General features: G+C 40.4%; 10 protein-coding genes, 2 tRNA genes, 1 other RNA gene and 1 pseudogene. 13 read left to right on the top strand and 1 reads right to left on the bottom strand.

Annotation, left to right across the window (positions count from 1 at the left end):
- Positions 1–11: 11 nt before the first annotated feature.
- The 3 genes from AKK44_RS01890 (at position 12) to AKK44_RS01880 (ending at position 3,701) form a co-directional block, all read left to right on the top strand.
- Positions 12–1,544 carry a ClC family H(+)/Cl(-) exchange transporter gene (locus AKK44_RS01890; protein ID WP_054278270.1) on the top strand — a complete coding sequence of 511 codons (1,533 nt, stop codon included), beginning with the start codon at positions 12–14 and terminating at the stop codon, positions 1,542–1,544.
- A 210-nt stretch (positions 1,545–1,754) separates the two neighbouring features.
- The gene (locus AKK44_RS01885) at positions 1,755–2,408 is read left to right on the top strand and encodes a uracil-DNA glycosylase (protein WP_054278269.1); all 654 of its coding nucleotides are present in this window, start codon (positions 1,755–1,757) and stop codon (positions 2,406–2,408) included.
- Between the two features lie 24 nt (positions 2,409–2,432).
- The gene (locus AKK44_RS01880) at positions 2,433–3,701 is read left to right on the top strand and encodes a dihydroorotase (protein ID WP_054278268.1); all 1,269 of its coding nucleotides are present in this window, start codon (positions 2,433–2,435) and stop codon (positions 3,699–3,701) included.
- A 28-nt stretch (positions 3,702–3,729) separates the two neighbouring features.
- Here AKK44_RS01880 and plsY read toward each other — a convergent pair whose 3' ends face one another.
- Complete coding sequence (gene plsY / locus AKK44_RS01875) at positions 3,730–4,371, bottom strand: glycerol-3-phosphate 1-O-acyltransferase PlsY (protein ID WP_054278267.1); 642 nt, start codon at positions 4,369–4,371, stop codon at positions 3,730–3,732.
- A 133-nt stretch (positions 4,372–4,504) separates the two neighbouring features.
- Here plsY and parE point away from each other — a divergent pair, with 133 nt between their 5' ends.
- The 10 genes and pseudogenes from parE (at position 4,505) to AKK44_RS01830 (ending at position 14,183) form a co-directional block, all read left to right on the top strand.
- Complete coding sequence (gene parE / locus AKK44_RS01870) at positions 4,505–6,454, top strand: DNA topoisomerase IV subunit B (protein WP_037594621.1); 1,950 nt, start codon at positions 4,505–4,507, stop codon at positions 6,452–6,454.
- Positions 6,455–6,505: 51 nt separating this feature from the next.
- Positions 6,506–7,339: a hypothetical protein gene (locus AKK44_RS01865; protein WP_054278266.1), complete on the top strand. Its 834-nt coding sequence runs from the start codon at positions 6,506–6,508 to the stop codon at positions 7,337–7,339.
- A gap of 129 nt (positions 7,340–7,468) precedes the next feature.
- The gene (gene parC / locus AKK44_RS01860; RefSeq protein WP_054278322.1) at positions 7,469–9,928 is read left to right on the top strand and encodes a DNA topoisomerase IV subunit A; all 2,460 of its coding nucleotides are present in this window, start codon (positions 7,469–7,471) and stop codon (positions 9,926–9,928) included.
- Positions 9,929–10,016: 88 nt separating this feature from the next.
- A pseudogene (locus tag AKK44_RS01855) lies at positions 10,017–11,045 on the top strand (branched-chain amino acid aminotransferase); the annotation flags it as partial.
- Between the two features lie 64 nt (positions 11,046–11,109).
- A complete protein-coding gene (locus AKK44_RS01850; RefSeq protein WP_037594617.1) occupies positions 11,110–11,340 on the top strand; it encodes a DUF2969 domain-containing protein in 231 nt (76 codons plus the stop codon).
- 60 nt (positions 11,341–11,400) lie between these two features.
- Positions 11,401–11,481 (top strand) — tRNA-Tyr (locus tag AKK44_RS01845).
- Positions 11,482–11,545: 64 nt separating this feature from the next.
- Positions 11,546–11,617, top strand: a tRNA-Gln gene (locus AKK44_RS01840).
- Between the two features lie 126 nt (positions 11,618–11,743).
- Positions 11,744–12,949, top strand: coding sequence for a 30S ribosomal protein S1 (rpsA, locus tag AKK44_RS01835; protein WP_037594616.1), 1,206 nt, complete (start codon positions 11,744–11,746; stop codon positions 12,947–12,949).
- Positions 12,950–13,093: 144 nt separating this feature from the next.
- Positions 13,094–13,442, top strand: a transfer-messenger RNA (tmRNA) gene (gene ssrA / locus AKK44_RS08600).
- Positions 13,443–13,568: 126 nt separating this feature from the next.
- Complete coding sequence (locus tag AKK44_RS01830) at positions 13,569–14,183, top strand: DUF3862 domain-containing protein (protein ID WP_054278264.1); 615 nt, start codon at positions 13,569–13,571, stop codon at positions 14,181–14,183.
- The last annotated feature ends 39 nt before the right edge of the window (positions 14,184–14,222 follow it).

Below are 14,222 nucleotides of genomic sequence, written 5' to 3'. Positions count from 1 at the left end.
AGAGAGGAAAAATGGAAAATCATAAAAATGAATTTACCTTTTCAAATCATTCAATCACAGCCTTTGTTTGGAGAGGTATTTTAGTTGGTGTTATCACAGGTGTTGTAGTTAGCGTCTTTCGCTTGTTTATTGAAATTTTGGCAAGTTTTGTCGTTTCCTATTACCACAAAGCCCACGAAAATCCGTGGTTGCTTATTCCTATAGCCTGCTTGAGCCTAGTCGCTGTAATTGTTGTCGGGCTATTAGTCAAATCAGACCCTGACATTAAAGGTTCAGGCATTCCACACCTCGAGGGAGAATTAAAAGGGCTGGTATCTCCAAATTGGTGGAGTGTTCTTTGGAAAAAATTCTTAGGAGGAACCATTGCGATTTCAATGGGATTCATGCTAGGAAGAGAAGGTCCGTCCATTCAACTGGGTGCCATGTCAGCAAAAGGTCTAGCCAAATATCTTAATGCCAGTCATCTTGAAAAGAGAGTTTTGATAGCTAGTGGTGCAGCCGCAGGCTTATCCGCAGCTTTCAATGCTCCAATCGCGGGGTTGCTATTTGTCGTTGAAGAAATCTATCACCATTTTTCACGTTTGGTGTGGATCACTGCTTTGGTGGCAAGCTTAGTAGCTAATTTTATCTCGCTGTACATTTTTGGTTTGAGACCAATTTTAGCCATGCCAAAAGAAATTCCTTTTCTTGGCTTGCATCAGTACTGGATGTTATTGATTTTAGGAGTTCTTTTAGGTGCTTTAGGCTACCTGTATGAGTGGGTTATCTTAGATTTTCATAAAGTGTATGATTTTCTTGGCAAACACATTCATCTGCCTTCTCACTTTTATGGCATTATTACTGTTCTTATTATTTTACCAGTCGGCTATTACTTGCCTCATTTGCTAGGCGGAGGGCATGAGTTGATTGTCTCTTTATCAGAGCACCCTTTGCCATTGATGACAATCATTCTATTTTTTGTGATTCGATTCATTGTGAGCATGTTTAGTTATGGTAGTGGCTTACCAGGCGGCATTTTTCTTCCCATCTTAACCTTGGGTGCCTTGGCAGGTTCTAGCTTTGGACTATTATTTCATCAGTTAGGATTTTTGGAAAGCAAATTTATTCCGCTGTTCTTAGTATTAGGCATGGCAGGTTATTTTGCAGCGATTTCTAAAGCCCCTTTGACGGGAATGATTCTTGTGACTGAAATGGTTGGTGACTTGAAACCCTTGATGGCTATTGGTGTTGTTGCATTTGTTGCTTATCTGATTATGGATTTGCTAAATGGTCAACCCATCTATGAAGCCATGTTGGAAAAAATGGAAATTGAGCATCCTACAGATTTGGTAGAGCCTACTTTGATTGAACTACCAGTGAGTGAAAAAATCGCCGGACAATATGTTCGTGATTTGAAATTACCGAAGAATGTCTTGATTACCACTCAAATACATCACAAAAAATCACAGGTTGTTTCAGGAAATACGATGTTGCAATCAGGAGCAACCATTTTCCTAGTGGTTAACGAGGCCGATACAGGTCTTGTTAGAGAGGTTTTGATGTAGGATTATTATTTTTAAGAATCAACGAAGAATAAAAAAGAAAAAGGGCTAGCGATTTGCGCTAGCCTTTTTGTGATTTACAATGCCTTTATCCGAATAATGACATAAAATATGATGGTTTTGTCAGTTTTTAGAGATGAAATATGATAAACTATGTAGATAAAGAGCTCTATTATTGACAGGATTGCTGGTATTGCGATAGAAAGGAACACCATGACACATTCGACCTGGCACGACACCATCAAACAATTTTTGCCACCCCATTACTATAATCAGATTAATCATTTTTTGACGGATGTTTATGCCTCAGGAGTGGTTTATCCTCCAAAAGAAAAAGTATTTAACGCGCTAAAGGCTACTTCCTTAGAAGACACCAAGGTTCTAATATTAGGACAGGACCCGTATCATGGTCCAAACCAAGCACAAGGATTATCTTTTTCAGTGCCTGAGGAGATACCGGCTCCGCCATCGTTGCAAAATATTTTAAAAGAATTAGCAGATGATATCGGACAACGACAGCACCATGATCTAAGCAGTTGGGCCAATCAGGGGGTTTTGCTCTTAAATGCTTGTCTGACAGTCCCTGCTGGTAAAGCTAACGGGCATGCCGGATTGATTTGGGAACCGTTCACCGATGCTGTGATCAAGGCCTTAAACGCCAAGGAAAGCCCTGTCGTGTTTATTTTATGGGGAGCCTATGCCAGAAAGAAAAAGGCTCTCATTACAAAATCTCATCACCACATTATTGAAAGCCCACACCCAAGTCCATTATCATCTTACCGAGGATTTTTTGGGAGCAAGCCATTTTCACGAACTAATGCCCTATTAATCCAAGAAGGGATGGCGCCAATTGATTGGCTCAGCTAAGGTATGAAACATAAAGGAGAAGTCATGTTATTAATTAAAAATGGTCGTGTCATGGATCCCAAAACGCAAATGGATCAGGTTGCTGATGTTTTAGTATCAGATGGTAAAATCCTAAAAATAGCTCCAAACATTGACGCTGATGGCGCTCAAGTTATTGATGCGACAGGTCTTGTTGTCGCTCCGGGTCTTGTTGATATCCATGTTCATTTTAGAGAGCCGGGTCAGACGCACAAAGAAGATATTCATACAGGCGCATTGGCAGCGGCAGCAGGAGGAGTGACGACTGTTGTTATGATGGCTAACACGAGTCCTGTTATTTCAGATGTTGAGACCCTAAAAGAAGTTTTAGCAAGTGCAGCCAAAGAAAAGATAAATGTTTACACCAATGCCAGTGTGACCACTAACTTTAATGGTACAGAATTGACTGACTTCAAAGCATTATTAGAAGCCGGTGCGGTAAGCTTTTCTGATGATGGCATCCCTTTACAAAGTGCTAAAGTGCTTAAAAAAGCTTGTGACCTAGCAGTTGCAAACAATACCTTTATCTCCTTACACGAGGAGGACCCTGATTTAAATGGTGTTTTAGGAATTAACGAGCAGATTGCTCAGGACCACTTTCATTTTTGTGGCGCGACAGGAGTGGCTGAATATAGTATGATTGCTAGAGATGTGATGATTGCGTATGACAGACAAGCTCATGTGCACATTCAGCACCTCTCCAAAGCCGAATCCGTCCAAGTGGTTGCCTTTGCCCAAGGCCTAGGAGCTAAAATAACTGCAGAGGTTTCTCCTCAGCATTTTTCAAAAACAGAAGACCTCTTGTTGCTGGCAGGGGCAAATGCCAAAATGAATCCTCCACTGCGTACCGAAAAAGATCGCTTAGCCATGATTGAGGGCTTAGCTTCAGGAGTGATTTCTGTCATTGCAACGGATCACGCCCCTCACCACAAAGATGAAAAAAACGTCTCTGATCTCACTCAGGCCCCATCAGGGATGACGGGACTTGAGACCTCTCTTTCCCTAGGGCTAACCAACCTTGTGGAGCCTGGTCATCTTAGCTTGATGTCACTTCTTGAAAAAATGACCATCAACCCTGCGTCCTTGTATTCGTTTGAGGCTGGGTACCTAGCCGAAGAAGGCCCTGCGGATATGGTTGTTTTTGCTGATCAGGAAGACAGAGTGGTTTCAGAAGCTTTTTCTTCAAAAGCTAGCAATTCACCATTTATCGGTGAGACCTTAAAAGGAGTTGTCAAATACACCATCGCTAAGGGTGAAATCGTCTATGAAGGTTAAAAAATAAGACTGGACAGTTATGCCAGTCTTATTTTTTAGTGGTTTGATTGCTGAGGTTTAATCCCCAAGGGACTAAATTTTCTTCCTTGTGTTTGATGCGCTCAATATTTTCTCGGTGACGAACGATAATTATAGCCGCAAGTAGCATAATCGTAACCGTTAATAACAAATGATAGTGAGGCAGTAAAAAGCCAAAGGCAGGAAAGATTAAAACGCTTATGACAGCAACAAGGGCCGAAGCCACGCTAGCTAAGGAAATCATGCTAAAGAGGTATAAAACCAAAAGGAAAACAAGCGCTAAAAAGAGCAGATAAAGTGGGGCGAAACCTAGCAAAACCCCTGCACTAGTAGCCACAGCCTTGCCGCCTTTGAATTTAGCAAAGATAGGAAAGGTATGCCCAAGAACGGCAAAAAAACCAATAGTAATTGGAGACACCACGTTGAACCCTAAAAGCATGGGTAAAACAGTCGCAAGTGTTCCTTTGAGGATGTCAATAAGGAGTGTCACGATTCCAGCCTTGACACCTAGAATCCGAAAGGTGTTGGTAGTTCCAGTATTTCCTGATCCGTGATGTCTGAGGTTAATATTGTAACAGTATTGGCCAATCCACAAACCTGTGGGAATGGAACCTAGCAAGTAAGCAATGGTTAGTAATAATATCAATTTCATATTCAATATTATACCATAATCATATAATGACAACCTACTGATTGAAAAGAATTGAGAAAAAATCGCAAATTGCTTTGCAAAATTCTCTAAAAACTTGTAAGATAAAAAAGATGAAAATGTCTGGAGGTCAATTTTGGCTAAAAAAGAAATAACAATAACAAATTACAATGATGATGCCATTCAAGTATTAGAAGGCTTGGATGCGGTTCGAAAAAGACCGGGTATGTATATCGGCTCAACAGACGGAACAGGACTTCACCATTTGATTTGGGAAATTGTCGACAATGCTGTCGATGAGGCGCTCTCGGGATTTGGTGACGAGATTGCAGTAGTCATTAATAAAGATGGCTCTGCCAGCATCTCAGATAGTGGACGAGGAATGCCCACAGGACAACACGCCATGGGCATTCCAACAGTTCAAGTGATTTTTACCATTTTGCATGCGGGTGGAAAGTTTGGACAAGGTGGATACAAAACCTCAGGAGGTCTACATGGCGTAGGTTCTTCAGTGGTAAATGCCTTGTCGTCTTGGCTTGAGGTAGAAATCACTAGAGATGGTGCTGTTTATAAACAACGCTTTGAAAATGGTGGTAAACCTGCGACAACACTCAAAAAAATTGGTACTGCACCCAAATCAAAATCTGGTACAGTAGTGACCTTTATGCCTGATAAGGGAATTTTTTCAACGACAGATTTCAAATTTAACACGATTGCAGAACGCTTAAAAGAATCTGCTTTTCTATTGAAAAATGTCAAAATGACCTTGACCGATTTGCGTGGAGAACACCCAGTTGTTGAGGAATTTCATTATGAAAATGGGGTTCAAGATTTCGTGGCTTACTTAAACGAAGACAAGGACACCTTGACACCGGTCATCTATTTTGAAGGTCAAGACCAAGATTTTCAAGTCGAAGTGGCCATGCAGTATAATGATGGTTTTTCAGACAATATTTTATCTTTTGTGAATAATGTCAGAACAAAAGATGGCGGTAGTCACGAAACAGGGTTGAAATCAGCCATTACCAAAGCCATGAATGACTATGCTAGAAAGACCAATCTCTTAAAAGAAAAAGATAAAAATCTAGAAGGGTCGGATTATCGCGAAGGTTTGTCAGCGGTGCTATCTATTTTAGTGCCCGAACAGCATTTGCAGTTTGAAGGACAGACCAAAGACAAACTAGGAAGTCCTTTGGCTAGACCTATTGTCGATAGCATTGTTTCTGAGAAATTAACCTTTTTCTTATTGGAAAACGGAGAACTGGCATCCAACCTTATTCGTAAAGCCATTAAAGCTAGAGATGCCCGAGAAGCTGCCCGAAAAGCTAGAGATGACTCTCGAAATGGTAAGAAAAACAAAAAAGATAAAGGACTCCTTTCAGGAAAACTAACTCCAGCTCAATCCAAAAATCCTAAAAAGAATGAGCTATACTTAGTCGAAGGAGATTCAGCCGGAGGATCTGCCAAACAGGGACGTGACCGTAAATTCCAAGCCATCTTGCCATTACGAGGCAAAGTTCTTAACACTGAAAAAGCAAAGATGGCGGATATTTTGAAAAATGAAGAAATCAACACGATGGTCTACACCATAGGTGCGGGTGTAGGGGCTGATTTCAACATTGACGACATTAATTATGACAAAGTGATTATCATGACCGATGCAGATACCGACGGAGCGCACATTCAAACCCTGCTACTAACCTTCTTTTACCGCTACATGAGACCGTTAGTTGATAAGGGGCATGTTTACATTGCTTTGCCACCTTTATACAAGATGTCAAAAGGCAAAGGAAAATCAGAAAAAATCTCCTATGCGTGGACGGATGGTGAGTTAGAAGAACTGCGTAAAGAATATGGTAAAACGGCTATGTTACAACGCTATAAAGGACTTGGTGAGATGAACGCGGATCAGCTCTGGGAAACCACTATGAATCCGGAAACAAGAACCTTAATTCGTGTAACCATTGATGATTTAGCAAGAGCAGAGCGGCGCGTGTCTGTTCTTATGGGAGATAAAGCTGCCCCACGTCGCCAGTGGATTGAAGATAACGTCACCTTCACACTAGAAGAAAACACAGTTTTTTAAAGTAACCCTAAAAAGATAAGTAGATTGCTCATTTGTATCGAGGAATTTTGGATGATATTAAACATTTGCCAGAACGATTACAGCATCCAGTGGGATGGCATTTATCACTTTGCGTTAGAAGATTACCCACGGATACAGCCTTTTGAGTTAGAAAAAATAGCGCTATTTTTAGTCTATGAAAAAAGGCACAATCGGCTAACAAAACTGTGCTGTGATAACACAACTATCTTGACTCAGATAAACGATTATTTACAAAAATATCAGGCGACACATCCTTTCACCCCTAGTCAAAAAGCTGTTGCAGCAACTTTTGATAGTGATGGACAGCTTGTTTATTCAGACTATCTAAGTCATACCTGTACCGTTAGCACGGCTATCGCTATTTTTAAGACAGGAAGCCTTTTATCAGCAGTTAAAGCGTTTCAACTTACTGGACAGGAATTGGTCAACAGTAGTCGAAATGCAGCAGGAGATCCTGTAGATTATTTTGATTATGTGATGTTTGGGTGGTCTAATACTACTTCAGGTTATCGATTAGCCATGGAGCGATTATTAGGACGGCTTCCTAATCAAAAAGAACTAGAAGACGAGTTTATCCCAGGCGTCAGCTTTCACTACGCTTATAGCCAATTAATCGCTTTGGATCATTATATTTTTGATGGGTATCACCCAGCAAAGATCAAGCACCAAGTCCCCCTAGAGCTTATGACAGCTTGCATCATACCAAAAGCCAATGCTCTTGCGTTTAGCAAAAGTATTCCCAAACAATTAGCTACAAATGTCCATTACTTAGAGTATGACGGAGATGGTTTAGTCCAGTGGACCCAAAAAGTCTACAGGTATCTGCTTAGCATCAGCCAGTCAGATGCTTCTAGTGATTCATGAGGTTTTGTTACAACTCTGTACACATCATTATGAAAGGAATAAAACACAACTGCCACTTAACTAGTCTATTATTGGGTTACAATCCGGTGGTTTACTTTTTGTGGCTTAATGGTTGTGTTTCTTACAATTATGTCTAACATTCAAAACATGTCCCTTGAGGACATTATGGGAGAGCGCTTTGGGCGCTATTCCAAGTACATCATCCAAGAAAGAGCCCTTCCAGATATTCGTGATGGCTTAAAACCCGTGCAACGACGGATTCTTTATTCGATGAATAAAGATGGCAATACGTTTGAAAAAGGTTACCGAAAATCAGCCAAATCAGTCGGAAATATCATGGGGAATTTCCATCCTCATGGAGACTCTTCGATTTATGACGCTATGGTCAGGATGAGCCAAAATTGGAAAAACAGAGAGATTCTTGTTGAAATGCATGGGAACAACGGTTCCATGGATGGTGACCCTCCAGCGGCTATGAGGTACACAGAGGCAAGACTATCTGAGATTTCAGGCTACCTTCTTCAGGATATCGAGAAACAAACCGTGCCCTTCGCGTGGAATTTTGATGACACCGAAAAAGAGCCGACAGTGTTACCAGCAGCTTTCCCTAATTTATTGGTCAATGGGTCATCAGGGATTTCTGCTGGTTACGCCACAGATATTCCACCACACAACCTGTCAGAGGTTATTGATGCAGTGGTCCATTTAATTGACCACCCAAAAGCCAGCCTTGATAAATTAATGACCTTTTTGCCTGGTCCTGATTTTCCAACAGGTGGGATTATTCAAGGAGCTGATGAGATTAAAAAAGCTTATGAAACCGGCAAAGGACGTGTCGCTGTCCGCTCTAGAACAGAGATAGAGACGCTAAAAGGTGGTAAGCAGCAAATTATTGTTACTGAAATCCCTTATGAGGTTAATAAGGCTGTTTTGGTGAAGAAAATCGATGATGTTCGAGTAAATAATAAAGTGCCTGGTATTGTAGAAGTGCGCGACGAGTCCGATCGAACAGGATTGCGTATTGCTATCGAGCTCAAAAAAGATGCCGATAGCCAAACCATTTTAAATTACTTGCTGAAATACACAGATCTTCAAATCAATTATAATTTTAATATGGTTGCAATCGATCATTTTACCCCACGACAAGTAGGGTTGCACAAAATTTTATCGAGCTATATTAACCACCGCAAACAAATCATCGTAGAGCGTTCTAAATATGACAAAGAAAAAGCTGAGAAAAGGCTCCATATTGTTGAAGGGCTTATTCGCGTTCTATCGATTTTAGATGAAGTGATTTCACTGATTAGAGCATCTGAAAATAAGAGTGATGCAAAAGACAATCTTAAAGTCAGCTATGCATTTTCCGATGAACAAGCAGAAGCTATTGTCACCTTACAACTTTATCGCTTAACCAATACGGATATCGTGACCCTTCAAAAAGAAGAAGAAGAACTGAGAAGTCTAATCACCATGCTGTCGGCTATTATCAACGATGAAACGACCATGTATAACGTCATGAAGCGAGAGCTTAGAGAGGTGAAAAAGAAATTTAATCACCCACGTTTATCAGAGTTACAAGCAGAGAGTCAAGTGATTGAAATTGACTCAGCTAGTTTAATATTAGCGGAAGAAACCTTTGTTAGTGTTACGAAAGGAGGTTACATAAAGCGTACTACTCCACGTTCTTTCAATGCCTCTAGTCTAGCCGAAGTTGGCAAAAGAGACGATGATGATTTGATATTTGTGCAACAAGCCAAAACAACTGACCATCTGTTGCTTTTCACCAATTTAGGAAACGCTATATATCGTCCTGTCCATGAACTGACTGATTTACGTTGGAAAGATATTGGCGAACACCTGTCTCAAACCATTAATAATTTCAGTACGGAAGAAACGATTTTATATGCCGAAATTGTGCAGTCCTTTGACCAAGGCTTGTATTATGCAGTCACTCAAAAAGGTGTGATCAAACGCTTTGAGAGAACAGCGTTGCAACCATGGCGAACCTATCGCTCTAAAGCAACCAAGTTTGCTAAATTAAAAGGAGCTTCTGACCACATTATTAGCGTGGGACCTATTGTCATGGAAGATTTTCTTTTGGTAACACAGCAGGGCTATGCGCTGCGCTTTGCCAGCCAAGAGGTTCCTATACAAGGCTTGAAAACAGCTGGGGTCAAGGCAATCAATCTAAAAGATGACGACGTCTTAGCCTCAGCCGTGCCAGTGACAGCATCCTCGTTTTTTGTTCTCACTCAGCGAGGGGCTCTCAAACGCGTAGCCGTTTCTGAAATTCCTCAAACCAGTCGAGCGAATCGAGGCTTATTGGTTTTACGAGAACTAAAAGCTAAGCCTCACCGAGTGTTTTTAGCGGATATGGTGACCACAGAGACAACAGTTGACCAAATTGATCTCTTTACCAAAATCACTAGTCAAGAGCATAAACCACAATCTTTACTAGTGATTAGCCAAACAGGACAAGATTACACGATTTCCTTAGAAACGCTTCCGTTATCAGAGCGTACAAGCAATGGTTCCTTTATTTCGGACAGCATCTCAGATCAGGGGGTTCTATCAGCTAAATTGCTCTAAGCTAAAATAGCTGGTGGTATTATCATGCCGTGGGCTAAACTTGCAAATTGCTTAGAAAAAGTTACAATAGAGAAAAGTAGAAAAGAGGTACAACATGACAGTAGATATTGATTGGGATAACCTAGGTTTTGACTATCACAAACTACCATTTCGTTACATTTCTCATTACAAAGATGGGAAATGGGATGCAGGACATCTCACTGAAGATGCCACCTTGCACATATCAGAAAGCTCACCAGCTCTCCACTACGGTCAGCAAGCCTTTGAAGGTCTAAAGGCTTATCGGACAAAAGATGGCTCGATTCAATTATTTAGACCAGACCGCAATGCAGCTAGACTACAAGCAACAGCAGATCGACTCTTGATGCCTCAAGTCCCTACAGAGCAGTTTGTGGATGCTGTTAAGCAGGTTGTTAAAGCAAACCAAGAGTTTGTTCCTCCCTACGGCACAGGAGCAACCTTGTACTTGAGACCCTTATTGATTGGTGTGGGAGACATCATCGGGGTAAAACCTGCCAATGAATATATTTTCACGGTATTTGCCATGCCTGTAGGAAGCTATTTCAAAGGGGGATTAGCCCCAACAAACTTTATTGTTTCGGAACATTATGATAGAGCAGCACCATATGGCACCGGAGCAGCCAAGGTCGGAGGTAACTATGCTGGTAGTTTGTTACCAGGTAAAGCAGCAAAATCAGAAGGATTTTCAGATGTTATTTATCTAGATCCAGCTACACATACCAAAATTGAAGAAGTTGGCGCAGCTAATTTCTTTGGAATCACCGCTAATAACGAATTCATCACGCCACTAAGCCCATCTATTTTACCGTCAATCACAAAATATTCCTTGCTTCAACTAGCTGAAGAGCGACTTGGTTTAACAGCAATTGAGGGTGATGTGCCTATTGATCAGCTTGACAAATTTGTCGAAGCAGGTGCCTGTGGTACAGCAGCAGTGATTTCTCCAATTGGAGGCATCAGCTATCGTGGCAACTTGCATGTCTTTTATAGCGAAACAGAGGTAGGTCCTATTACACGTCGTTTGTATGATGAGTTAGTCGGTATCCAGTTTGGTGATATTCCTGCCCCAGAAGGTTGGATTGTGAAAGTTGATTAAATTTAAAGCTTGCTCTTGCAAGCTTTTTTGATTTTGTGTAAAATAGACAAAGTGAGGTGAAGTGATGAGTAAAAAGGATAAAAAAATTGAGATTCAGCTCGTTGACCAGAAAGTAACTGTTAACCAGGCTAAAATTGATGGGTATCAGTTGCAAATTGGAAAACGTGTTGTTGGTGAAATAGCAGAGCTTGACGATAAGTTTGCAGTACTAAAAAATGATTCAGTGGATACTTTTTTTAAAACCTTAGAGAAGGCTATTGAAAATATTATCGAAAATTACAATTTGAATCATTAAAAGTCTATAAAAATACTTGCAAGCTTACAAAAACTATGATAAAATAGTTTTTGTTGTTACGGAAAGATAGCGAAGTGGCTAAACGCGGCGGACTGTAAATCCGCTCCTTCGGGTTCGGGGGTTCGAATCCCTCTCTTTCCATATCTAAGGTAAAAAGTGCTTCACTTAAGGAACGGCTAGTTCCTATCCTTAGAAAAAAGCATCATGGGGTATAGCCAAGCGGTAAGGCAAGGGACTTTGACTCCCTCATGCGTTGGTTCGAATCCAGCTACCCCAGTCAGAGGTATCAGGCCTAGTCTGAGACCGTCAAAGATAAGAGTTGTTGTCGTTGCGGGTTACCTTGAGAAAATATATTGTTATCAAAAGCTAGCATAAGCTAGCTTTTGTTGGAGGATTTTTTAGAATGAATGAATTTGAAGATTTGCTAAACAGTGTTAGCGAAGTAAACCCTGGTGACGTTGTCACTGCGGAAGTTTTAACTGTTGATAACGGTCAAGCAAACGTTGTTATCGAAGGTACTGGTGTTGAAGGTGTCTTGACACTTCGTGAATTGACTAACGATCGTGATGCTGACATTAACGATTTTGTTAAAACTGGCGACACAGTTGAAGTACTTGTTCTTCGTCAAGTAGTAGGTAAAGATACTGATACAGTGACTTTCCTAGTGTCTAAAAAACGTTTGGAAGCTCGCAAAGCTTGGGATAAACTTATCGGTCGTGAAGGCGAAGTTGTTACCGTTAAAGGTACTCGTGCTGTTAAAGGCGGACTTTCAGTCGAATTTGAAGGACTTCGTGGATTTATTCCTGCTTCAATGATTGATACTCGTTTTGTACGCAACACAGAAAAGTTTGTTGGTCAAGAATTTGATGCTAAAATCAAAGAAGTTGATGCAGCAGAAAATCGCTTTATCTTATCACGTCGCGAAGTTATCGAAGAAGCTGCTAAAGAAGCACGTAACGAAGTGTTCTCTAAACTTTCAGAGGGTTCAGTAGTTACTGGTACTGTAGCTCGTTTGACTAGCTTTGGTGCTTTTATCGACCTTGGTGGTGTTGATGGACTTGTCCATGTAACAGAATTATCTCATGAGCGTAACGTTTCACCTAAATCAGTGGTATCTGTTGGTGAAGAAGTTGATGTTAAAGTTCTTTCAATTGACGAAGAAGCAGGACGCGTATCACTTTCACTTAAAGCAACAACACCTGGGCCATGGGATGGCGTTGAGCAAAAACTAGCACAAGGTGATGTTATTGAAGGTAAAGTAAAACGTTTGACAGACTTTGGTGCTTTCGTTGAAGTATTGCCAGGTATTGATGGACTTGTTCACATCTCGCAAATTTCACACAAACGTGTTGAAAATCCAAAAGATGTGCTTTCTGTTGGTGAAGAAGTAACTGTTAAAGTTCTTGAAGTTAATGCTGCTGATGAACGTGTATCACTTTCAATCAAAGCTTTGGAAGAGCGTCCAGCACAAGCTGAAAACGACAACAAAGACGAAAAACGTCAATCACGTCCAAAACGTCCAAAACGTGAAGCAAGACGCGATTATGAACTTCCAGAAACTCAAACTGGATTTTCAATGGCTGATCTTTTCGGAGATATTGAATTATAATTATAAAATTAATAGAGTTTACTGACCCTATTGATTAACGAGGAGGAACTTTGGGTTCCTCTTTTTTTGCACTCTAAAGGATTTTTTTGCAATTTTAGTAGCTTTTTGATATAATATATTAAGTAAGTATAGTTATTATGTTTAGGGGTTGTTACGGATTCGACAGGCATTATGAGGCATGTTTTGCAACTCATCGGCAGATGTAAAATGCCAGTTAAATATAACTGCAAAAAATACACAATCTTACGCTTTAGCTGCCTAAAAACCAGTTAGCGTGACTTTTACAAGATTGCTTGTGTCTTGATAAAAGTCTCAAAATAGCAGGCTACGTTTAAATTGTTGTCTAGTAATTTAAAAAGAGATCAATAGACTCGCATCTTAGAGGCTTGAGTTATGTGTCGCTAAGTTGTTAAATGAAAAACATAACCTATGGTTGTAGACAAATGTGTTGGCAGATGTTTGGACGTGGGTTCGACTCCCACCAGCTCCATCGATACTTACAAAAGGCCTTGCTTGCAAGGTTTTTTTAGTTATCCAATATTCTTCTTATCTCATATTATTTATCATGCATAAATATGGTATAATAGCTTCAACCTAGAAAATAGAAAGTTATATCGTTATGACATTTAAAAAAATAATCTTTTTGTTAAGCCTTCCTGTCTTTGCTATATTGCTGATTGCTTGTTCTTCGTCAAAAGTTAGTGATCATAAGGAGGCAAAAAAGGCTCCCCAGGTTCAGGTTAAACAAGCAGAGCATCAGGACATTCGGGCTAAGTTTGAAAAAGTGACCTTGGCAAAGGCTGATTCTGGTTTTACGGGGGGGACAACACTAGAAGAACTAACTGATATTTTTGGAGAACCTGCCTCACACAGTACCAGACCAGCTGGAAATGTGTCACTAGATTCTTATGTTTGGAAGTTTGATCAGGTAGCAGTAACTATAGATTTGTATGAAAATAGTAGTATCCTTAAAACCATAGCTAATTTTGCCTTTCAGAGAGATTTAAAACTATCTCAAAAAGAATACAAGAAGCTGCAAAAAGGAATGACTTATGCAGAGGTCAAAAAGCTATTGACAGAGCCAGACAACTATAGTCAAGCGTCATCTAGTGATAAGGAAAGTCTCCAAGCTATTTGGATTAGTGGCTTAAAAACCCATATCAACGGTGCTAATATTTCTTTGTCTTTTGAAAATGACCAATTGACAGAAATGTCACAAGTTGGACTAGAGTAAACAAAGTCATCTCTCTTAACAAAAAACAAACTAGAAACC

It is taken from the genome of Streptococcus phocae (genome assembly GCF_001302265.1).
Lineage (GTDB): Bacteria > Bacillota > Bacilli > Lactobacillales > Streptococcaceae > Streptococcus > Streptococcus phocae.
The sequence above is the reverse complement of the archived record's forward strand: the minus strand, read 5'-3'. Positions and strand labels throughout refer to the sequence as shown.

Bases quoted from the DNA above. Each gene is read 5' to 3' on its own strand.
- parC (WP_054278322.1), top strand. From the start codon at position 7,469: ATGTCTAACATTCAAAACATGTCCCTTGAGGACATTATGGGAGAGCGC.
- AKK44_RS01890 (WP_054278270.1), top strand. From the start codon at position 12: ATGGAAAATCATAAAAATGAATTTACCTTTTCAAATCATTCAATCACA.
- AKK44_RS01880 (WP_054278268.1), top strand. From the start codon at position 2,433: ATGTTATTAATTAAAAATGGTCGTGTCATGGATCCCAAAACGCAAATG.
- plsY (WP_054278267.1), bottom strand. From the start codon at position 4,371: ATGAAATTGATATTATTACTAACCATTGCTTACTTGCTAGGTTCCATT.
- AKK44_RS01830 (WP_054278264.1), top strand. From the start codon at position 13,569: ATGACATTTAAAAAAATAATCTTTTTGTTAAGCCTTCCTGTCTTTGCT.
- rpsA (WP_037594616.1), top strand. From the start codon at position 11,744: ATGAATGAATTTGAAGATTTGCTAAACAGTGTTAGCGAAGTAAACCCT.
- AKK44_RS01850 (WP_037594617.1), top strand. From the start codon at position 11,110: ATGAGTAAAAAGGATAAAAAAATTGAGATTCAGCTCGTTGACCAGAAA.
- AKK44_RS01865 (WP_054278266.1), top strand. From the start codon at position 6,506: ATGATATTAAACATTTGCCAGAACGATTACAGCATCCAGTGGGATGGC.
- AKK44_RS01885 (WP_054278269.1), top strand. From the start codon at position 1,755: ATGACACATTCGACCTGGCACGACACCATCAAACAATTTTTGCCACCC.